Origin of the sequence: Flavobacterium piscisymbiosum, from assembly GCF_020905295.1 — a bacterium.
Classification (GTDB): Bacteria; Bacteroidota; Bacteroidia; order Flavobacteriales; family Flavobacteriaceae; genus Flavobacterium; species Flavobacterium piscisymbiosum.
Genome location: NZ_JAJJMM010000001.1, coordinates 3,755,140 through 3,778,388, shown reverse-complemented (window position 1 = coordinate 3,778,388; position 23,249 = coordinate 3,755,140). Strand labels below are relative to the sequence as shown.

General features: G+C 35.4%; 17 protein-coding genes. 14 read left to right on the top strand and 3 right to left on the bottom strand.

What is annotated here, in order from left to right; genetic code table 11:
* Window positions 1-248 precede the first annotated feature (248 nt).
* Window positions 249-1,529: an acetyl-CoA C-acetyltransferase gene (locus LNP81_RS16395; protein WP_230037648.1), complete on the top strand. Its 1,281-nt coding sequence runs from the start codon at window positions 249-251 to the stop codon at window positions 1,527-1,529.
* A 217-nt stretch (window positions 1,530-1,746) separates the two neighbouring features.
* On the opposite strand, the gene LNP81_RS16390 is transcribed toward LNP81_RS16395, so the two are convergent.
* Window positions 1,747-2,358: an FMN-dependent NADH-azoreductase gene (locus LNP81_RS16390; protein ID WP_230037646.1), complete on the bottom strand. Its 612-nt coding sequence runs from the start codon at window positions 2,356-2,358 to the stop codon at window positions 1,747-1,749.
* A 106-nt stretch (window positions 2,359-2,464) separates the two neighbouring features.
* Between LNP81_RS16390 and LNP81_RS16385 the strand changes: the two genes are divergently transcribed.
* From LNP81_RS16385 to LNP81_RS16365, 5 genes are all read left to right on the top strand, one after another.
* Complete coding sequence (locus LNP81_RS16385; RefSeq protein WP_230037644.1) at window positions 2,465-2,842, top strand: winged helix-turn-helix transcriptional regulator; 378 nt, start codon at window positions 2,465-2,467, stop codon at window positions 2,840-2,842.
* Between the two features lie 339 nt (window positions 2,843-3,181).
* Window positions 3,182-4,285: a hypothetical protein gene (locus LNP81_RS16380; RefSeq protein ID WP_230037643.1), complete on the top strand. Its 1,104-nt coding sequence runs from the start codon at window positions 3,182-3,184 to the stop codon at window positions 4,283-4,285.
* Window positions 4,286-4,439: 154 nt separating this feature from the next.
* Entirely contained in the window at window positions 4,440-7,361 is a 2,922-nt protein-coding gene (locus LNP81_RS16375; protein ID WP_230037642.1) for a PQQ-dependent sugar dehydrogenase, read from the top strand.
* An 827-nt stretch (window positions 7,362-8,188) separates the two neighbouring features.
* The gene (locus tag LNP81_RS16370; RefSeq protein ID WP_230037641.1) at window positions 8,189-10,099 is read left to right on the top strand and encodes a fumarate reductase/succinate dehydrogenase flavoprotein subunit; all 1,911 of its coding nucleotides are present in this window, start codon (window positions 8,189-8,191) and stop codon (window positions 10,097-10,099) included.
* A 17-nt stretch (window positions 10,100-10,116) separates the two neighbouring features.
* Window positions 10,117-10,863: a succinate dehydrogenase/fumarate reductase iron-sulfur subunit gene (locus LNP81_RS16365; RefSeq protein ID WP_230037640.1), complete on the top strand. Its 747-nt coding sequence runs from the start codon at window positions 10,117-10,119 to the stop codon at window positions 10,861-10,863.
* Window positions 10,864-10,966: 103 nt separating this feature from the next.
* On the opposite strand, the gene LNP81_RS16360 is transcribed toward LNP81_RS16365, so the two are convergent.
* Window positions 10,967-12,298 (bottom strand): S41 family peptidase, encoded by a 1,332-nt coding sequence (locus tag LNP81_RS16360; RefSeq protein ID WP_230037639.1) that lies wholly within the window; start codon window positions 12,296-12,298, stop codon window positions 10,967-10,969.
* Window positions 12,299-13,028: 730 nt separating this feature from the next.
* Here LNP81_RS16360 and LNP81_RS16355 point away from each other — a divergent pair.
* A complete protein-coding gene (locus LNP81_RS16355) occupies window positions 13,029-13,883 on the top strand; it encodes a helix-turn-helix domain-containing protein (RefSeq protein WP_230037637.1) in 855 nt (284 codons plus the stop codon).
* A 109-nt stretch (window positions 13,884-13,992) separates the two neighbouring features.
* Window positions 13,993-14,391, top strand: a complete 399-nt coding sequence (locus LNP81_RS16350; RefSeq protein WP_230037635.1) for a nuclear transport factor 2 family protein — start codon at window positions 13,993-13,995, stop codon at window positions 14,389-14,391.
* A gap of 85 nt (window positions 14,392-14,476) precedes the next feature.
* Here LNP81_RS16350 and LNP81_RS16345 read toward each other — a convergent pair whose 3' ends face one another.
* Window positions 14,477-15,226, bottom strand: a complete 750-nt coding sequence (locus tag LNP81_RS16345; protein ID WP_230037634.1) for a 4-hydroxy-tetrahydrodipicolinate reductase — start codon at window positions 15,224-15,226, stop codon at window positions 14,477-14,479.
* Between the two features lie 695 nt (window positions 15,227-15,921).
* Between LNP81_RS16345 and LNP81_RS16340 the strand changes: the two genes are divergently transcribed.
* The 6 genes from LNP81_RS16340 (at window position 15,922) to LNP81_RS16315 (ending at window position 23,131) form a co-directional block, all read left to right on the top strand.
* On the top strand, window positions 15,922-16,356 hold the full coding sequence (locus LNP81_RS16340; RefSeq protein ID WP_230037633.1) for a DUF1810 domain-containing protein: 435 nt from the start codon (window positions 15,922-15,924) through the stop codon (window positions 16,354-16,356).
* 148 nt (window positions 16,357-16,504) lie between these two features.
* Window positions 16,505-16,855 carry a hypothetical protein gene (locus tag LNP81_RS16335; RefSeq protein WP_230037632.1) on the top strand — a complete coding sequence of 117 codons (351 nt, stop codon included), beginning with the start codon at window positions 16,505-16,507 and terminating at the stop codon, window positions 16,853-16,855.
* A gap of 450 nt (window positions 16,856-17,305) precedes the next feature.
* Window positions 17,306-18,001, top strand: coding sequence for an ABC transporter ATP-binding protein (locus tag LNP81_RS16330; RefSeq protein WP_230037630.1), 696 nt, complete (start codon window positions 17,306-17,308; stop codon window positions 17,999-18,001).
* 30 nt (window positions 18,002-18,031) lie between these two features.
* Window positions 18,032-20,326, top strand: coding sequence for a TonB-dependent siderophore receptor (locus LNP81_RS16325; RefSeq protein WP_230037628.1), 2,295 nt, complete (start codon window positions 18,032-18,034; stop codon window positions 20,324-20,326).
* 5 nt (window positions 20,327-20,331) lie between these two features.
* A complete protein-coding gene (locus LNP81_RS16320) occupies window positions 20,332-21,783 on the top strand; it encodes an ABC transporter permease (RefSeq protein WP_230037627.1) in 1,452 nt (483 codons plus the stop codon).
* Window position 21,784: 1 nt separating this feature from the next.
* Window positions 21,785-23,131: a DUF3526 domain-containing protein gene (locus tag LNP81_RS16315; protein WP_230037625.1), complete on the top strand. Its 1,347-nt coding sequence runs from the start codon at window positions 21,785-21,787 to the stop codon at window positions 23,129-23,131.
* Window positions 23,132-23,249 lie beyond the last annotated feature (118 nt).

Below are 23,249 nucleotides of genomic sequence, written 5' to 3'. Positions count from 1 at the left end.
AAAATTATTTTTAATTATTCTAAATAAGGACCTAAATTAACCCTAAGGTTTTCTAAATAAGATTTTTCAATCATCATAAACATCTAATTTTCAAACACCTTAACTTTATATAATTATTTTAAAATTATTGATATAAAAATCGATTTCCTCCTAACAACTATGCATTTTTTATTTAAAATATCTAAATTATAACCAACTCCGCTTATCTTTAATCTGGAAAAAATCGTCCGAAAACAAAAATATTAGCTATGAATACCACGCAAACCATTAGAAAAGTTGCCATTGTTGGATACAATAGAATTCCGTTTGCGAGAGCGAATACGGCCTACGCCGAAGTTGGAAATCAGCAAATGATGACGGCTGCACTTGACGGACTCATCGATAAATACAATCTAAAAGGAAAACTATTGGGAGAAGTTGCCGGAGGTGCTGTTATCAAACATACTTACGACAATAATTTGATCCGGGAATGCGTCATGAAAACATCTCTCGATCCTGCAACTCCTGCATGCGATTTACAACAAGCCTGCGATACCGGAATAGAAAGTGCTATTTATATTGCCAACAAAATTGCTTTGGGACAAATAGAATCCGGAATTGCCGGCGGTGTAGATTCTATTAGCGATATGCCAATTGCGGTGAGCGAAAAACTGAGAAAAATTTTACTGAACGCCAGAAAAGCGAAATCATTAGGCGAAAAAATAAAATGGTTTCTAAAACTTCGCCCCAAAGATTTATCGCCTTTGGTACCTAAAAACGAAGAGTCTCAAACAGGACTTTCTATGGGCGGACATACTGAAATTACTGCCAAACATTATCAGATTTCACGTGAAGACCAGGATAATCTGGCGCTTAAAAGTCATTTGAATATGGCTAAAGCCTACGACGAAGGTTTTTTTAATGATATGATTACTCCATTTAACGGATTGGATAAAGACAACAATCTTAGAAAAGACAGCACAATCGAAAAATTGGCCAAACTAAACCCCGCTTTTGATAAAGTAACCGGAACCTTGACGGCAGGAAATTCGACTCCGCTTACAGATGGTGCTTCCTGCATACTTTTGGCCAGCGAAGAATGGGCAAAGGAACAGGGACTTCCTATTTTAGCCTACATTACTTTTGCCGAAATTGCTGCGATCGAATATGTCAAAAACCAACAAAACCTTTTGTTAGCGCCCTTATTTGCAGCCAGCAGAATGCTCGAAAAAGCCGGATTGACTTTGCAGGATTTTGATTATTATGAAATTCACGAAGCTTTTGCCGCACAGGTTTTAGCCACTCTAAAAATTTGGGAAAGTCCTGAGCTAAGTGCACAATTAGGTTTAAAGAAAGCGCTTGGCGCGATTGACAGAAATAAACTCAATGTAAAAGGAAGCAGTCTTGCTGCCGCCCATCCTTTCGCCGCAACCGGAGGAAGAATCATTGGTGTGATGGCGAAATTACTAAACGAAAAAGGTTCCGGAAGAGGATTTATCTCCATTTGTGCAGCCGGAGGACAAGGTGTTACTATGATAATTGAGAAATAGTAAATGTAGATTTCTATATTTTTTTGCCACGAATTTCACAAATTCGCACTAATTTTTAATCGCATTGGTTTAAAAATAATTTGTGAAAATTTGTGAAATTCGTGGCTAAAAAAATCTATTACAAAACAGTTTAAACCCAACATTCCTAGATCCTAAGGATCGAAAATGTCGGGTTTATGCATACGAAAATGTCCAACTCCCGTACTTTTATTTTCATTTAAAAAGCAAACTCTTCGACAGCTGCTAAAGCATTTGGCAAAGCACTATCGGCAAAATCAGGAATTGAAGTTCCTTCTACTCGAAAAGTAGTGACATCGGTTATACCTAAAAAACCCAAAACTACACGCAAATACGGTTCTGCAAAATCATAATTTTTATAAGGCCCATCAGAAAAAACAGCTCCTGAAGCAACAGATAAGAATACTTTTTTACCGCTTATTAAACCTTTTGGTCCATTCTCATCATAACTAAAAGTCTTTCCTGCTCGCGCTACCTGATCGATCCATCCTTTTAATAATGCCGGAATTCCAAAATTATACATGGGAACACCAATTACGATAATATCAGCTTCCAATAAATCTGTTATTGCATCATCAGAAAGCTTAATAGACTCTACCTGAGCCGTTGTGTGTGCTTCTTCGGGAGTATAAAATGCACTAAGCTGTACTTCATTCAAATAAGGTAAAGGTGTTTTAGAAAGGTCAAAAGTTTTTACCTCGCTTGCAGGATATTCTTTTGTCAGTTTTTCCAGAACTGCGTTGGATAATTTATTACTAAATGAAGCATCACCTTTGATGCTTGTTATTATATTCAGAATCTTTTTGCTCATTTTTTTACTATTTGTTTTATGATACAAACTTATATACATTTGCTATCTCTTTTATAGTACTATCCTCAAGGATAGCGCTATCCTTGAGGATAGTAACATGAGAAATATGAAAACAAAGAGCGAAATAACAAAAGAAATGGGCTGTGGTGGCCAACCGGAAGAATGTCTTGCTGCATTATTGCCGGTAAGAGATGCTTTGGAAGTTTTAAGCGGAAGATGGAAGTTACCAATTTTAATAGCACTATCAAACAGACCCAAACGATTTAAGGAGATTTCTAAAGATATAAATGGAATTACAGATAAAATGCTTTCGAAAGAACTTAAAGATTTGGAAATAAACAAACTCGTAACCAGAACTGTTTATGATACTTTTCCGCCAACTGTTGAATATGCAAGAACAGAACACAGTCACACTTTGTACAATGTGATTGGAGCATTGAATGAATGGGGAACTTTGCATCGAAAAGAAATTATCGGGCATTAAAAAATAGAATATTCGGTTGATATCAATCCAATTTTTATTAAACACTTAAAAGGAGAGATTTTAGATTAAAAAAGAATACAAAAGCTATGTTTCTAAGCGTTTAAATATTTTTTCACGCAAATTTTAAAAAGATCCAGGCAGATCTGAACAGATATTTATCTAAAATTAAATCTGCTATAATCTGCAAGATCCGTGTGCAAAATCTTTTCTAAATTTCTATATCTATGCTTCTATACATTGAAGCCATTAACTAAACGAATTAATAAAAACTGTAACAACGGCTAAAAATAAATGTCTTTATAAATAAAAAACGCTGTAATCACTTTATATCTTTTGTTTATGAGAACTCTAAAACTAGCAGCTTTACTTATTCTTAATTTAGTTTCACTTTCGAAAATAAATGCTCAAACCAATCAAAATGATAGTATCAAGTTTGATTATACTCGGATTTATTCTTTTGCATTAGACGGAAATCCTAAACAAGCTTTGCCTTTATTAGAAGTTGATCCTTCAAAAAAAATATCTGAAAAGGATTTAAAATTCAAAACCGATTTTGAAAACCGATTTAAATTTGAAGAAGATAAAAGTGATTTTTTAGCAACCCGAAAATCTAAAATTGATCAGCTATTAAAAATTTACAGGGATTACTGGCGATTCTCTTTCCTGAATAAAGAAAAGAAAAATGACAGCCTGATCATGAGAAATGTTTCTAATTTTCTCAAAGCAAACTTTCCTTCCGCAGAAAACTTAACCGTTAATAAGGATAGCATTGATGTTTATCAAAAAAAATACATTTCCAGTTTAGGCTATCACACCACAGGATTTGGAAAAACCGGAGGTCTCTATGATTTATTGGTTTGGAAAACAGAAAAAGACACCATCTATAACCTTAACTATGACGGAAAGAAAACGCCAGTAAAAGTTTATTTTATGGATGATTTTGTCACTTTAGGCTGGAGCGAATATGCGACTTTAGGACGTTATTATCCTGCTGGATGGGCCACGAAAGAAGCTTTATTTTGTGTAAAAAAAGCTTATGATTTAAAATCAGAAAATTTTAGAGTGAGTTATATTGGGCACGAAGGCAGGCATTTTGCTGATTATAAATTATTCCCGAATTTAAAAGGAGTTGGTTCTGCCGATTTAGAATACAGAGGAAAATTGACTGAGTTATCTCTTTACTCTCAAGACGGACTTTACAAAAGATTGCAGTTTTTTATTAATAATGGCAATTACGACAGCGAAAACGGTCATTCGATTGCTGCTTTTTGCGTGATAAGAGATTTATCCCGACTACTATTTGATAATGATTACGAAAAAGATATCGATAAATGGAAAACAATTCCATCTAAAAAAATAAATGAAGCTGCGACTAAAATTCTGTCAGAAAACACAAAATCATTACAGAAAATTCCGAATGTAGAAAAATTTATCAAACAATAATTTCAGCTAAAGAATACATCAAATCCTTACACAAAAGCGACAAAACAACTAATAATCAATAAATTACACAAGTAATTAATATTAGAATCTAAAATAATTATAAAGAAAAAGATTAAATTTGGTTACCCAAATTATAAATTCATTCTGAATAATTATGAAAAAAAATCTACTTAAAAAATTTAAAGAGAGGCAATTTTCGCATCTATTTTATACTTTTTTTCTCTTGCTTTCGTGGCAGGGACACTGCCAGTACATCACGCAAAACGTTGCTCCTACAGCCGTAATTAAAGAAGGCTTAGCAATAGAACAAGCTCCAGACGGACGAATATTTATTGCAGAAAGAGCCGGTATTGTAAAAGTGTTTCAAAACAATGCTGTTTCAACTGTATTTACAGTAACCACTATTACAGATAAAGAACAAGGATTACTTGGTTTAACGCTACATCCTGATTTTGCGACAAATGGTTATATGTATGTATTTTATGCCATTGTTGATGGCGCAATAATCCGACACCGAATAGAAAGAGTTCAAATTAATAATGCAAATCAGGTGGTGAGCAGACAGGAAATATTGCTGTTAGAACCCGTTGGCGACGGATTTCATAATGGTGGCGACTTAAAATTTTTTAACGGATATTTGTACGTAACTGTTGGAGACAGTCAGTTAAACACCAATGCTCAAAATCTTGATACCTACAAAGGAAAAATCCTGCGCCTTACCGAAGATGGACTGCCAGCGCCCGGAAATCCTTTCTACGGAAGCGGTTCTATCCAAAAACAAAGCATCTGGGTTTACGGTTTTAGAAATCCGTGGAGGCTGGTTGCCAATAAAACAGCCAATAAATTATTTGTTTTGGATGTTGGAACTTCATGGGAAGAAATCAATGAAATCAGTAATCCCACTATTCGTAACTACGCCTGGGGACATCCGCAGGGTGGTGACGGAAAACAAACTGAGATTAATTTATTTACCAACCCCATATTTACATATGCCACCGGAAGTATCGGGAACGCTTTGACCAATGGTCTTCTCTACAACCCTACTACACCACGTTATCCTAATCTTGAAGGCAAATTTATTATTAAGGATTATGTTCGAAATGAAATTCGTTCTTTCGATCCCAATATTGCTGATCCGGTTTCGACCGAATTTTATTTCGCACCACAAAAACAAGCCCTTGGAATGATGTTAGGGAATGATGGCTATATTTACTATTGTGCTTACGAAAATAACGGAGCCTTAATCAAACTTGATTATATCGCCACGGCAGCTCCTACTATCGTAAATCATCCGTTATCTCAAACGATCATGCAAACTACGCCTGTTACTTTTACGGTTTCGGCAAGTGGCGTGGGACTTGGTTATCAATGGCAATTTAATAATGTAGATATTCCCGGAGCAACTGCCGCAACTTACACGATTCCTGCTGTTGTACCGGCAAATGCAGGCGCTTACAGAGTTATCGTTACCAATACTGCCGGAAGCGCAACGAGTAATCCGGCGATATTAACGGTAACACCTTTTAACAATACACCAACTGTTACAATTGTTTCTCCGTTACCAACCTTAAAATGGAATGCTGAGGATATCGTTCATTTTGAAGCAACAGCAACAGATATCGAAGACGGAGTATTACCAGCAAGCGCTTATTCCTGGAATATTGATCTTTTTCACGAAGATGTTCCCGGAGCCGGACATTCACATCCTGGGGGAAGTCCGCAAGGCGTAAAATCAGGCGATTTTACAGCCTCAAATCAAGGTGAAAAAACGCCAAACGTTTGGTATCGATTTACTGTAAAAGTAACCGATAGCAACGGCTTGACAGGAACTGCTTTTGTAGATATTAAACCTAATTTAGTCGATGTAACCGTAACGAGTTCACCCGCTTTACTGGCTTTAGAATTCAATCAAAAACCAGTTACAGCGCCTGCAACAAAACAAGTTGTGGCAAATGCTGCCGTACAAACCTTAAATGCCCCTACTCCACAATATGTTGGAAACATCAGATATGATTTTGACCATTGGAATCATGGCGGAGCTGCCAACCAGACTTTTAAAGCTCCTGCAACCGGAACGATAACTTATACAGCCGTTTACACTGCGACAACACTGCCTAATGCTCCATATTTAGGAGTTATTGCACAGATTCCGGGAGTTATTGAAGCCGAAAATTACGATATTGGCCCTGGCGCTTATTTTGACATTAATGGCGGCGGAGATACGGCTTACAGGCCTGGCGATGGCGTGGGAACTGAAGTTTGTAATGAAGGTGGTTTTAATCTTTCTTACGTAGCCAAAAATGAGTGGCTGAAATACACTGCAAGAGTAAACACGACCGGAAATTATAATATCAATTTAAGAATTGCATCTCCTTATGCTAACCGAAAAGTACGTCTTGAAGTCGACGGCGTTAATGTCACAGGAACAGTAAATAGACCTAATACAACAGGTTTCCAAAATTGGCAAACCGTTACAATCCCCAATATTCCTTTAACACAGGGCACAAGAGTTATTACTTTATTTTTTGAAGAAGGCGACATCAACGTTAATAAAATGGAATTTGTACTCACCGGAAGTACAACGGCTCCAATTGCTGATTATGAGGTAAGTCCACAAATGGGATGTCTTAATGCGCCCGTTCTTTTTACCTCTGTTTCTATAGGTACGATCGATAATTATCTTTGGAGTTTTGGCGAAGGTGCACAACCGGCAACCGCAACAGGAGTTGGTCCTCATACCGTAATTTATGGTACTGAAGGGATAAAAGCTGTTTCATTAACCGTTAGCAATACCATTGGAAGTAATACAAAAAACAACTCGCCTTTTACGGTACATAACTGTAATCTGGGTGTCGAAAACCCAAATGAAGAATGGAATAAAATCACTGTTTATCCAAATCCTTCAACTGGTTTATTTCATTTATCGAAAGAACTGGAGTGGAGTGTTTATTCGCCTTTAGGCATCAAAATAAAACAAGGTTCAGGAAATACAATCTCTATTTCTGAACATCCAACAGGAATTTATTTTGTAAAAATAAACGCTGCTACTAAGGCTATTTCGATTAGTAAACAGTAATAATTCCCCTTTTGGGACAATCATTTTAGCACATAGATTCTGATTTTAAAATTAGATCTATGTGCTTTTTTTTCACAAAGATTGAGCAGGTATTTTATAATGCCTTTATCCCCATAACCCAATGTCATTAAGTTAATGAAAAATCTATAAAATCATTTAACCATTTAATCAGGAAAGCAATTAGAAAAATCCGTTTTTATCCGCGTTTTCGCTTTAGCGAATCAGTAAAATCAGCGTCTAATTTTGACGCAGATAAAACAGATTTACTTCGTAAAAACGCAGATAAAAACGGATTTGATTTGCAATAATTTTATTTTCTAAAAGCTTAACTTAATGAAAAATCTATAAAATCATTTAACCGTTTAATCAGGAAAGCAATTAGAAAAATCCGTTTTTATCCGCGTTTTCGCTTTAGCGAATCAGTAAAATCAGCGTCTATTTTTGACGCAGATAAAACAGATTTACTTCGTAAAAACGCTGATAAGAAGGGATTTGATTTGCAATAATTTTATTTTCTAAAAGCTTAACTTAATGACATTGCCCATAACCGTCGGGATAAAGATATCTATGTTCTCGCATAACTTCGTGATTGTACTATGCGATAATATTTCAAGTGAAACGCCTTTTAGTATCCCTAAAAGCTATGTTTCTATGTGTTTAATTTTTTTCACGCAGATTTAGCAAATCAAGCAAATTTTATTTTTTAATCTATTTGATTTTTTAATCCGTGGATTTCTCCAAATCCTTCAGGTTTTCTACTCCAAAAGTCAATATTTTGTAGTAAATTACAGCTTCTTAAAGATCCGTTTCATTTTAAATAAATAAAAATGATAGACTCCAAAATACCGGAAGGCCCATTAGCAGAAAAATGGAATAATTATAAAGCGAAAGCAAAACTTGTAAATCCGGCCAACAGAAAAAAACTCAACATTATAGTCGTAGGAACTGGCCTTGCAGGTGCTTCTTGTGCGGCATCGTTAGCAGAACAAGGTTATAATATTCAATCATTTTGCTTTCAGGATTCGGCCAGACGAGCCCATTCTGTTGCGGCGCAAGGAGGAGTAAATGCTGCCAAAAACTACAAAAATGATGGAGACAGCACCTACAGAATGTTTTACGACACCATAAAAGGCGGTGATTTCAGGTCCCGCGAAGCCAATGTTTACCGTCTCGCGGAATGTTCAGCAGCTCTTATAGATCATGCTGTAGCACAAGGCGTACCGTTTGCCAGAGAATATGCCGGATATCTTAATAATCGATCTTTTGGAGGGGTTCAGGTTTCCAGAACGTTTTATGCCCGCGGACAAACCGGACAGCAGCTTTTGCTTGGCGCTTATCAGGGTTTATTACGTCAGGTTTCTTTAGGAAAAGTAGCTTTGCATACGCGTCACGAAATGCTGGAATTGGTTGTAATTGACGGAAAAGCAAAAGGAATTATCGCCAGAAATCTGGAAACCGGAGAACTCGAACGTCACGTTGCTGATGCTGTAGTTTTAGCCTCAGGAGGTTATGGTAAAGTGTATTATCTTTCTACTTTGGCTATGGGCTGCAACAGTTCGGCCATTTGGAGGGCACATAAAAAAGGCGCTTATATGGCAGGTGTGAGCTGGATTCAGTTTCACCCTACTTCACTTCCGCAACACGGAGAAAATCAATCTAAACTTACGTTAATGTCGGAATCGCTTCGAAATGACGGACGAATTTGGGTACCTAAAAAAGCTCAGGACGACAGAAATCCTAATACAATTCCGGAAGACGAACGCGATTATTACCTGGAACGTAAATATCCTTCTTTCGGGAATTTGGCTCCCCGCGATATTTCGTCAAGAGCCGCAAAAGAACAAATCGATGCCGGACATGGCGTTGGTCCTATGAAAAATGCCATTTATCTTGACTTTTCGGCTGCGATTAAAGCGCAGGGAAAAGACAATATCGAAGCCAAATACAGCAATCTTTTTGCGATGTACGAGAAAATTACCGGAATCAACGCTTACAAAGAACCGATGTTAATTTCACCCTCAGCACATTTTACAATGGGCGGTCTTTGGGTAGATTATGAATTAATGACCAGTATTCCGGGTTTATTTGCATTGGGAGAAGCCAATTTTGCAGATCATGGCGCGAACAGATTAGGTGCAAACTCATTGCTTCAGGCTTGTGTTGATGGTTATTTTATTGCGCCTTATACGATCCCTAACTATTTGGCCGGTGAATTAAACACTCCAAAATTAAATATCAATCATCCTGCTTTTGATGAAGCTGAAAATGCTGTCAGAACTCAACTTGATAAATTTTTAAATAGCAACGGAACGCTTTCAATAGATTATTTCCATAAAAAAATTGGCCGATTATTATATGAAAAATGCGGACTTTCCAGAAGTAAAGAAAAACTCGAAGAAGCCCTAAATGAAATCCAATTACTGAAAGCATCTTTTGAAAAAGACCTCTTAATTACGGGCGACGATACTTTAAACAGCGAACTCGAAAAAGCCGGGCGCATTGCAGATTATATCGAATTGGCCGAATTAATGTGCCATGACGCCTTGCAAAGAGAAGAATCCTGCGGCGCACACTTTAGAGAAGAATATCAAACTCCGGACGGAGAAGCTGTTCGAAATGACGAAGACTTTTGTTATGTCTCGGCCTGGGAATGGAAAGGAAAAGATCAACAACCGGAATTGCACAAAGAACCTTTGGTATTCGAATCGGTTGAACTGGCAGTTAGAAGTTACAAATAAATCAAAAGCATCAGAATATGAAACTATATCTTAAAATATGGCGACAACTTAACGCTTCCGCGAAAGGAGAAATGGTAAATTATGAAATTGACGGAGTTTCTGAACATATGTCTTTTCTGGAAATGCTCGATCTTTTGAACGAATCTTTAATTCAGAAAAAAGAACGCGTGATAGAATTTGATCACGATTGCCGCGAAGGAATCTGTGGTCAATGTGGCGTTGTCATTAATGGAAGAGCGCACGGACCTTTAAAAAATACGACAACCTGCCAGCTTCATATGCGAAGTTTTAAGGATGGAGACACCATTTATATCGAACCTTTTCGTGCCAAAGCATTTCCGGTTTTAAGAGATTTAAAAATCGATCGTTCTGCTTTTGATGCTATTATTGAGGCGGGCGGTTTTATTGGCGCTTCGACAGGTCAGGCTCCCGAAGCCAATAGTATTCCAATATCCTACGAAACTGCCGAAGCTTCTTTTGATGCTGCGGCCTGTATTGGTTGTGGTGCTTGCGTAGCGACTTGTAAAAATGCCAGCGCAGCTTTGTTTGTTGGTGCCAAAATAACACATCTGGCGTTGCTTCCGCAAGGAAAAATCGAAGCATCAAAAAGGGTTTTAACGATGGTGGACCAAATGGATGCAGCAGGTTTTGGAAACTGCTCGAATACCGGAGCATGCGAAATCGAATGTCCACAAGGGATTTCTATTCTTTCGATCGCTAAAATGAATGCGGAATATAGTAAAGCTTTGATTTTTAGAAAGTGATTTACATGAATAAAAAATCTCTCGTAAAGTCGCAGAGTCGCAAAGTTTTTTCTTTTTAAGTTTTTTAAACGTGGCGACTTTGCGAGATTAAATTCTAAAACCTTTACTCTTTTTTATAAAACTTCTCCTGCCCGTCCTGATAGATTCTTTTAAATCCTGTTACAACATTATTTTCTGAAACAATTTTTATGCGGAATTCATCTATTCCATCAAGCAAAAATAAATCCTGTTCCAGCGGAATCAATAACAAAGTGGCGATATTGTTCCATTTGTAATACAAGTTATCATTTTCGTATTTCAGTTCAACTTTGCCATATTTACCTTGGTAAGACTTTAAAATTACAGCATCAACATTGGCCTTTTTTTGTCTATTTTTAACGATAGGAACATACCAATCAAGATGGTTTGCTAATTCTTTGTTTTTTGCCGAAAGCTTTTGCAAAGCCAATATGTGAGAGGTATTTACCGCTTCTTCGCTTTTGCATAAAACATCAGGCGTAACCCCTTTTCCTTCAAAATCCGTATTCGTAATCGGATCTTTTACTTCTCCAAAAGGAATATTTACAGAAAAACCATTTGGTAATATCTTTCGATCAATCGGATGCGCGCCACCGGCTGTTTTTTCGCCCACAATCGTAACACGTTTTAAATTTTGAAGCGAATAACTCATCCATTCAGCAGCAGAAAAAGTAGTGTTACTTGTTAGGATATAAATGTCAACATCCTCCATACGTTTTCCCGGTACAGATGGCAATAACCACATTTCTCTTTCGACTTTTTTTCTATTTTTGTCATTAGTGTAATATTTATAAAGAGGTAATTCTTTACCTGAATAAAAATAACTGCTTAAAAATTGTCCCATTTCCATAGCGCCGCCATTGTTTTGACGTAAATCGATAATTAGCGCATCAGTACTGCTTAAAAATTGCATCGTCGCTGCTGCAGTTTCACTTCCTATTGCCGGATCTTCAAAATAATCAAACTTTAAGTAGCCTATATTTCCTTCTAAAATTCGTGCTTGCTGAAAACCGAAATTTTTCTTTTTGGCTTCAGCCAATTCCACTGCTTTAATTTTTTTCTGTACCTCTTTATCCCCTTTTTTTAGCTGACTTTCTGTCCATTCCGGATCATATCGTACTGCAAAATGTAAGTCTTTACTAGCCTCTATAAGATCTGAGCTTAGTTTACCGGCAAAATCATTTGGTTTATTGATGTTTTTGTAAAGCCCTTTTTTATAATTCTCATTCAGTTTCTTTTTAATATCTCCAACGGCATTTGGTCGTATATAGAATTCTTCAAGTTGTTGAGCCAATGAATCAATAATTTGTTTTTTATTTAATTCAGTAAGCTTAACTTCTTCTTTTGGAGCTGACTGATTTTGGGCATAGGAACCCATTGAAAATGTTAGAAATAATAAGGCAAATAGGTGTTTCATTTTTTATGAAGTTTTACAGTTTAAAATTATTTTTTGAGATTTTATCTAATAATTGGATTTCGTCAGGAAATAATTCGTCAAGTGCGGTTTTTCCGATTGAGTTTAAAAACAGGATTCAGCAAGAAAATTGTTCTATGCCATTTTTTAGCGATTTCCAGTTTGGTTTTTCTTTTATCCAGTTCATCTGTTTCTCTGGTCAGATAATCCATTTTAACCATTAAAGTACCTTTTCTATTGGATTTTTCTGACTCATATTAAATCCCTTAAATTTATTTGATATATCAAAGATAATTATTTATTTGATATATCAAATAAATTCGAATTAATTATTATTAATATTGAATTAGCGCATACAATAAAACCCGACAGTTTTTTAGGCCTGTCGGGTTTGAATATTGAAGTTTTTTTTTGCTATTGTTGGGAGAATTTCGGGCAATCCTGATGTTTATGTGGAGCAGAGTTGCAAAGGATTTTATTAAAGCCACAGATTAGAAAGATTAAAAAGGTTTTTTTTGTAAGCAGTCACGATAGCTATCGGGAGCAGATTGTAGCAGATTTAATTTTAAATTATTATTAAAATCTCTTCGTATATCTGTTTAAATCTTTTAAAATCTGCGTGAAACAAAAAAACTCTGCGCCTTAGTTCCCGATAAACATCGGGATTGCGAGATTAAATGCTAAGTTTTTTAATCGGGATAACTATCTTTACAATACTTTCAAATCTTTACTTATGCATTCAAAAAAAGATATTCCTGTATATAATTTAGAAACGTTTTCTAAACGGGGAATCTTTATTAGAAATATGTCCGGGAACATTGCTAGTACTCGTGTTAAACAAGCGCATAGAGACGAAAATTATATTTTTATTTTTCAGGAAAGCGGAACGAGTTCTTTGATGATTGATTTTAAAGAAATTAAACTTGATAACCGTGTTGCATGTTGTATTTTCCCCGGGCAAGTGCATTATGAGATTTCTAATTTTGAATCGAAAGGATATCTTATCGCTTTAGATAGTGATTTGGTTCCTGATTATGTTCGCAATATTTTTGACCAGTCGTATAGCATAAATACTTCTTGTGAATTTGATGATGGCTGGGCAATGAAAATAAAAAACACTATTCAGCTACTGGAATTAATGATCCTAAATCCTCAATCTGAGGAATATGATTTTAATATTATAAAATTCCTTGCTAATGCATTAGCGGGTTTATTTGCTGGAACATTTGACCAAAAATTTCAGAAAAACGAAAACTCTGATCATTCTGAAACACTGACATATCAATTCAAAAAGTTATTGCAAAAGGAATTCAGAACTATAAAAAGTCCAAAGGATTATGCCGGCAAACTTAATATATCGGCTGCGTATCTTAATCAGGTGGTAAAAAAGAATACGGGAATGCCTCTTAGTTACTGGATTCAGCAGGAAATAATCCTTGAAGCAAAACGATTACTGTTCTTTACAACTTATACAGTTAAAGAAATTGCCTTTAATCTGGGTTATGAAGATCCTGCCTATTTTTCAAGATTGTTTTTAAAATTAACCGGTCTCACTCCTCTTTCCTTTAGGGAAAATAGTAGAAAATAAAAGTAATTATTCATTCGAACTACAAATTGTCCAATCAAAACCTTATTTATGATATTGCGGACCATTCTGCCTAATCATTTCTTTGCAGTCAATTATAATCACAAAGGAAATGAATATCAAAAACAAACAATTAATAAAAGATGTATTTACGCAGGTAGTAGAAAGCACTGTAGTAGACGAAAAAATTATTGCCGATTTTTTTCATCCGAAATATCAGCAAAATGTTGATGGCGTACAACTTGATTATTCAGGTTTTATTCAGCATATGAAAGCGCAAAAAGGTATTATTAGTAACATCACTGTGAATTTCAGGAATATTGTTGCAGAAGATGAACTTGTTTTTACCAATCATGACGTTATCGTGACAAAAAATGATGGCACTATTATAAAAATTCATGTATTAGGAGAATTTAGAATAGCTGAGGGAAAAATTATAAGTTGCGATGAATTAACCCGACTTGAGCAAGGTGCTCCTGAAGATCATAATATTGGCTCGATGACCGAATAAAACAGAAATAATTAAATCAAATCGGAATAATTAGTGCTATTCCGATTTGATCATTGTTATAATTTATTTTGAGATTAATCAAGATCTAAACTGCAAAATAAGGAGTCAGAATATCTTCAAAATTGTATAATCCTTTTTGTTTGTGTTCCAGATTTTCAGCCACAAATACAACTCCGTTTCCAAAAGCTTCTCTCGAAATAGATTCATGAATCAATCGAACGGTTTGATACGGAAAACCAAAAATCACTTCATGTTTCCCAACGATTCCTCCTGCCCTGACCGAATTGATATTTTCTTTATCAATATCTAAAGCTTCTGCAATTTTAACCGCCGTTCCAGATGTTCCTTGTTTCATTTTAAAATGCTCTTCATTGACTTCGATATCCACCCACGGTGCAATTTTCTTTAAAAATTTAGCTGCAAAAAGTAAATAATTCACTCCAAGTGTAATATTCGGCGACCAAAATACGGTGGTTTTATGGGCTAGTTTTTTTAATAATTGCAATTCTTTGTCTTTATAATGTGAGATTGCCGAAATGATTTTAATGTTTCTGCTTGCGGCAAGTTCTCCATAAGTATAAATCCCTTCATTAGACGAAAAATCGATAATTACGTCAACCGGATGTTTGTCTAACAACTCTTCCATCGTAGTTTTTGAACTGGAATAGATTAATCCGGGTTCGTCTGACTGAATTCCAAAAAATTCGGGCACTGATCTGTGTTCTAAAACAGTACTTTGTCTTAAAACCCATTCCAGGCAAAATTTCTTGTTTTCAAGTAGTATTGATGCTACTGATTTTCCAGTTTTTCCAAATCCGATTAATCCTATTTTCATATTTTATTTTTTTATTGGGCAGAACGCCCGTTACAGAAATTGACATTTTTTGAAACTAATGTCAAATCAAAAAATTCATTATTATCTAAGCAGATAATCATACTCTATGAGTAAAAATAGAAATATTATAACAAGATTTCTAACCATTTCCCGGATATATAACAAAAAACAGCTTTGTTAACAGGAATAATAATGTTAAAATATTTTATATAATTAGAAGTTTAGTATTATTCGATTTTTCTTAACCGCGAAGATCGCAAAGGTTTTTCGCAAAGATCGCAAGGTTTTATTTTGTCACAGATTAAAGGATTAAAATGATTTAAAAATCAAAATAAAAACTTTGCGACTCTGCTGCCGACAACCACCTAGATTGCGCGCGATTATTTTAAAGCTACTTTTATATACACCTACAATTTCACGCAAAGACGCAAAGGCGCCAAGTTAAAAACTTAAAAGAATCAAATAAAAACTCTGCGACTCTGCTGCCGATAGCTATCGGGATTGCGCGAGATTATTTTCTTTACTTCTAAAACAAATATTGCTCTCAAACCAGCAAAATTTCCGATAAATACTACAGATAATTTCCCGCTTAATATATAGAAAAAAAAGAGACGTAAAAAAACTTTCAGAATACTTAACTCTATTTATTTTCAGTAGTTTTACGACCTGATTGCCCCAAATAAAATCAGTAAATAATGGCTTACAATAATAAAGAATTGGTTCGTTTTCTTGACGCGCAAAATAAATTATACCTGTCTGCACTTTCAGAAATAAAAAAAGGAAAGAAAGAATCTCCGTGGATGTGGTTTATTTTTCCGCAGATAAAAGGACTTGGATCTTGTGATACTTCGAAATTCTACGAAATTAAAAATGCTGATGAAGCAATCGCTTTTCTCGAACATCCAATTCTGGGAAAACACCTTATCGAAATTACTGCCGAATTAATCAAAACAGGTGAAAAAACGGCTGAAGATATTTTTGGAAATCCTGATAACGAAAAATTACAATCGTGTATGACTTTGTTTGCCAGCGTTCAGAATTCCGAACCCATATTTGAGGAAGTATTAGATAAATATTTCGACGGTTCTTCTGATTTTCATACACTTCAATTGTTGTACAGCAATTTTTAAGAAGTAGCATTTACTATGTTCAGTTTCTATTTTTAAAATTAATATTCAATTCCGGTACTTTTTTAATTAAGATATCTATCTTTGCAACCGAGTTGCGTTAGTTAAAAACTCATGTACTCGCCATAAACAAAGGATTTCCAAAACAAGAATGAAAAAGAAAATTATCATAATTAATCTTTTTATGTCTTTGACTGTATTGTTCGCAATGCTGTTTCAGACTGTGCATTCTTATGAACATATTTACAAGCAACTAACAGAGAAACCTTGTGATCATCAATATGTTGAAGGGCAAAAACAGATTACACACAGCCATACTGTTGATAGTAATTGCCACGTTTGCCACTTTGCTTTTAGTACCTTTATTCCAAACACATTTCAATCTTTGTCTTTTCACAAGATAAATACTGAAACTACTTATGTATTCTTTTATACAAAAATCTCTTCAACTTTCTTTAAAGGCAGTCTTTTTGCCCTTAGAGCACCTCCTGCCCTAATTTAGTTTACTACATTATTCGAAAAATTAAGAATATTTCTTAAGGATCAACACACATTTTAGCTTTAGAATTAAGCATTTAAAAGCGAGAAAGAATGCAATATTCTCTTTTTATTATTTTAATAATAGCTTAAGATTTCAATCTTGAGATAAGTTATTGACAATGAAATCTCATATTGAAAAATGTCATATTGAAGTGTGATAATATAAGGTCATAATATAAGGTGACAATAAATGCGCACCAACGGTTGAAACCGTTGGCTATGTTTTTGCACTTTGTGGAGACTGGACTGCTGATTCTTATTTTCAAAGACTATTAATTTCTTTCTACAAAACCGTAGTAAACTATCCCTATCCTCGCAATTTAAACTGTGACTGCGACTGTCAATAACTGAGACTGAGACTGAAAACAGCGACTAAAAAACTAAATTAAATCACTCCAAATACATAAAAACTATGCTTATAGCTGAAAACCTGACCAAGAAATATGGCCATCATACTGCTTTGAATAAATTGAATTTAACCATTAAAGAAGGCGAAATCTTTGCGCTTTTAGGTCAGAATGGCGCCGGAAAAACAACTACAATTAATCTCTTTCTTGGTTTTATTGAGCCAACAGAAGGAGAATTGAAAATCAACAATATCTCGGTTATAGACAATGCTCAGGAAACCAAAAAATATGTTGCTTATATTCCTGAAACCGTAATGCTGTATCCTAATCTTACCGGTTTAGAAAACCTGAAATTCTTCTCGTCTCTTGCCGGATTTAAATATTCTACAGGCGAACTAACTTATTTCCTGACTAAAGCAGGTTTACAAGTGACAGCTCACGAACAAAACCTTGGCGGATATTCTAAAGGAATGCGTCAAAAAGTAGGTATTGCCATTGCCATTGCTAAAAAAGCAAAAGTATTGTTGCTGGATGAACCTACGAGTGGATTAGATCCAAAGGCTTCAAACGAATTTTCGCAAATCCTGAAAGAACTTTCTGCAGACGGAACGGCAATTTTAATGGCTACACACGATATTTTCAGAGCCAGGGAAGTTGCTTCACATATTGGGATCATGAAACAAGGCAATCTGGTAACAGTTATTGAAGCCGATAAAATATCGGCAAATGAACTGGAAGATTTGTATTTACAAACGGTATAAAAAAGGAAGTATAATTTCCATTAACATAAAATGAAACATATATATCCTTTTATATTTTTAATCATTGGTACTCAATGCGTACAATCTCAAATCATTAACAAAAAAACCAAAGACAGCATTGCGCAAGACTCCGTAAAAGTAGCCAGAAATGAATTGCAAACAGTTGAAATTGTTGGTCGTTCATCAAAAAAGTACAATAGTGATTACTCGTTTGCTGCTACCAAAACTGCCGCATTAAACAAGGATATTCCGCAATCTATATCGACCATAACCAAAGAATTAATTGCTGATAAAGGAGCTTTTTATCTTGCCGATGCCGTGAAGATGGCTAGCGGCGTGATTCCGGCGAGTTATTACAATCAGTACACGATTCGCGGTATCAGTCAAAATGAAGAAGGACAGATCATCAACGGAATGCGAACGCGTCAATATTACTTTTTACAGCCTTTAACTACTAATATCGAACGTGTTGAAGTGATTAAAGGCCCATCGAGTGCCACATTTTCTTCTGTAGATCCGGGCGGAAGCATCAATTTGGTGACTAAAAAACCTTTATCTATTGATCGAAAAGAAGTGAGTCTGAGTGTAGTAAGTTTTAGTACTTTCCGCGGAAGCTTAGATTTTACAGGACCTCTTAACGAATCTAAAACTCTTTTATACCGTGTAAACGGAGCGTATCAGGAAGCCAAATCATTTCGTGATTTGGTGAATAATAAGTCGTTTTTGATTTCTCCGTCTTTCAGTTATATCCCAAATGAAAAAACGGCGATTAATACTGAATTGATATTGAGTGACATGACCGGAATTCTCGATCGTGGTCAGCCTATTTTTGGTGCGGTTGCAGGAGTTACGAATTTAAATAAAACACCAATTAGTTTGAATCTGGGCGCTCCCAGCGATTTTTTCAAGTCGAAAGAAATGATTTTTACGACGAGTTTGACCCATAAATTCAGTTCTAAAATAGGTTTTAATGCCCAATACATGAAGCAATCCTGGACAGAAGATCTTCAGGAACACAGAACGACAAACGGTTTTGCGGTTGATATGAACAATCAGCCTGTAACCAGTCTGGCCATGATGCAATTTGTACAACGCCAGCAATATTGGGATATCGATAATTTGAGTGCGTATTTTAATTTCGATCTAAAAACCGGAAAAATCAAACATAAACTATTGGCTGGATACGATTTAAGCTCCTGGAATAAAACCAAAGGCGGCGGACAAAATGCAGCAAGAGGTTATGTACTAAAAGACGGAACTGTAGCGAGTACTTTTGTTCCGGCAAACGCTGCCAATTATCAAACGACGACGATTGACGGTGTGATTTTACCAAAACCCAATGTCAATTATTTCAATCTGAATAATCCAACGTATACCATTACAAGCGCAGATGATTATACCTTAAATGTTAGAACAGCGCTGCCATCAGCATTGACAACTACAAATGCCATTTATATTCAGGATCAGATTCAGTGGGAGCAATTTACTTTTTTACTGGGTTTGAGAAACGAATGGTTTGAAGACATTACCAATTACGAATCAAACAATGAGTTGACGGTTAAAAAGTCGGCTTTATTGCCTCGCGTGGGTGTCACTTATGCCATTAATAATGAAATTAATGTCTACACAACTTATCTAGAAGGTTATCAGCCACAATCGAATACCGTGACTTTGATGCCACAAACGGGGTCTTTACCTGCCGGAAGTTTGTTTGATCCGCTAGAAAGTAGTTTGAAAGAAGTGGGTTTAAAAGCGACTTTCTTCAATAATTCGATGAGTTTTAATGCCGCTGTTTACGAGATCAATCAGCGTAATATTTTGATGAATGCCAATGATCTAGCCAATCCCGATTTACTGGTCACCAGAGGTGCTGAAAGAAGCCGTGGTTTCGAGTGTGACCTGGCAGGATATATCACGGCCGACTGGCAAATAAATGCTTCGTACAGTTATATCGATGCCAAAATTACAAACGATCGTGATGCTTCGCTAATTGGTGCCAGAAAGCAAAATACACCAAAAAACAGCGCCAATTTATGGACACGTTATAATTTCAATTCCGATTCGGGTTTGAAGGATTTAGGAGTTGGTTTTGGCATGCAATACCAGAGCAGCAAAGTGCCCTGGTTTACAAGAGCTTTTACACTTCCTGATTTTACCGTTTTTGATGCCGCTGTATATTACAAACCCAACAAAAGCAATATGCAAATTGCGCTTAATGCGGGTAACGTATTCAATAAAACCTATTGGTTAGGTGCTCAGAATTACCTGAGATTATTTCCCGGTGCTCCCAGAAATTTTAGCCTGACTGTAACTTATAAATTTTAATTGGTATGAAATCACTACACACAGAAATTTTAATCGCCAAACATTTAAAGAACTCCGTTTTTAAGAATTCGGCAGTTTTTATTATCACCCTTTTTATTGGGATCATTTTACTTTATGCTGCGTTTTCAGGTTGGGAAAATTATAGCAATCAAAACGAAACCAGCGAAAAATACCAACACGAATCCAGAGAAGACTGGTTAAAAAATCCGGACAAAAACCCACATCGAATGGCGCATTACGGGAATTTTGCCTTCAGAAAAAGTACGCCTCTAAGTGTTTTTGAATTTGGAATGGAACCGTTTTTCGGGAATGCCATTTTTCTCGAAGCGCACAAACAAAATACCGCCAATTTCTCTGAAGCAGGATTTTCGAACAGTATGCTTCGATTTGGAGAAATAAGTATTGCCATGGTTTTACAAATTTTATTGCCGCTATTGATCTTTTTCTTAGGTTTTAATGCGGTCGCAGCCGAAAGAGAAGACGGAACTTTAAAATTGCTTTTAAGTCAGGGAATTAGCTGGAAACAATTATTAAGAGGTAAAATACTCGGAATTGCCGGCGTGATCATGATTCTTTTTGTTCCCACGATTATTGTATTGGTTTTTATCTGGTTACTGCTTCAGAATTTTAGCATTTCTGCTGATGAAACCATCAAAATGCTGTTGTTTATTGGGTTTCATTTTGTTTATCTGATCTTCTTTTGCATCATTGCCGTTTTAGTTTCTGCATCAAGCAAAACATCAAAAAAAGCATTGATTTCATTAATCGGGATTTGGCTGGTTTTTACGATTATTTTACCAAGAACCACTCAGGCAATTGGAGCATATATTTTTGAAGCACCGTCTAAAATCCAGTTTCAGAGTGATATCGAAAAAGATATTCTAAAACAAGGAGACAGCCATAATCCGAATGATTTGCATTATAAAGCCATTAAAGATTCCCTTTTAAGTGTTTACAAAGTCGATTCGGTACAAAAACTGCCTTTTAATTATTCCGGATTTATTATGACCGAAGGCGAAAAAATAAGCTCGAGAATATACAATCAGCATTTAGAAAAATTACTTGAAGTGTATAAAAAGCAGAATAGTTTTTCTAAAACCGTTTCTTTCTTAAATCCCTATATCGCAATAAAAAACGTATCGATGGGATTATCGAATACCGATTACGATTCGTATATCGATTTTCAAAAACAAGCCGAAGAGTATCGCTACAACATGGCGCAAAAAATGAATGGTTTACAGGTAAAATATATCAGTAATAAAAAGCCTGGTCCTAATGACAAACCTTTAACAATCAATAAAGAACATTGGGCTGATCTAGCCGAATTTCATTATGAGCCCAAAGGAATTCTGGAGGTTTTAAAATCCGAAATTGTTTCTGTTATCTCTATAATTCTCTGGATAATAATGCTTTTTGTTTTGATTCGAATTGCAGCTAAAAACCTTAAAGCCATTTAATATGTTAGCATTACTTTTTAAAAATTTCATACGATCTAAAGGAACCAAAATTGGACTGATTTTCCTTTTAGTAATTTGTTTTATAAGCCTTTTGATTGGACAACAATTTCAGCAAAAGCAACAAAATAACATCAAAGAAGCGGCACTTTATCAAAAAGAACATATTGCCCGAAATGCTGCTTTTCATAAAGATGAAATGGGGCTTCTGCTCTATTATATTAAATTTTCGCTGGTTAATGCAACTTTGCCCGTTAATAGTCTGGCAATTGGTCAGCGAGATGTAAACCCGTCCATACAAAGTGTTACAATTCGCGGTTTAGAAGGTCAGAAATACGATTCGGAACTTAACAATCCTAATAATCTTTTGTCCGGAAATATCGATTTTAGCTTTGTTTTGATTTATCTTTTTCCGCTTTTAATCATTGCGTTTTCTTATAATCTGGTTTCAGAAGAAAAAGAAAGCGGCACCTGGAAAATTGTGGCTACTCAAAGTCAAAACACTTTTTTGTATATTCTGAAGTTGTTTTATATCCGAATTTTAAGTCTGATTGCACTTTTAACGATCGTACTTTTTATAGCCATTCTGTTTTTGAAAATCCCGTTAAACCAGTCACTTTTTACATTTTACGGGCTCGGAATTCTGTACATTCTTTTTTGGTTTGCTATCAGCTTTTTCATTGTTTCCTTACAGAAGAATTCCAACTTTAATGCGGTTATTTTATTAACGATTTGGTTGTTTTTGATTATTATTTTACCGGCAATCATCAATACTTATATTGTCAATAAATTCCCAATTCCCGAAGCTCTGGAACTAACAGTAAAACAACGAAATGCCTATCATGAAAAATGGGATATGGATAAAAAAATAACAATGGATAAATTTTACAATCATTATCCGCAATTTAAAACTTATCCTTTGCCGGATAAAGAATTCAGCTGGCTTTGGTATTATGCCATGCAACAAGCAGGCGATGATGATTCGGCGAAACAATCTCAGGAATTAGAGCACAAATTACAGCAACGTAATAAAGCGAGTCAGATTATCGCGCAATTCATTCCTACTTTGCATACGCAGCTTCAACTCAACGAAATTGCCCAATCTGACTTAGGAAATCAGCTTTTGTTTTTGAAAGAGACAAAGCAGTTTCACGAAAAAATGCGTTTGTATTTCTATCCAAAAATCTTTGATAATGCCGATGTCAGTAAAGAAAACTGGTCTAAATTTAAAATAGAAACGTTTAACGATCCATCAGAAATTAGTTTTGCAAAAGCCTTTTTGCCTTTACTTTTTTTTAATTTATTATTGATTGGTTTTGGATGGCGAAATTTTAACCGCAAGGTTATTTAACTGCACAAGTTTTTTTACCGCAAAGTGCGCAAAGGTTTTCTTTTTAGAGGGTTTTATAAAAGAGCAAAGTTCGCAAAGCTATATGTTGAAATAGCTTTGCGAACTTTGCGTTTTATAA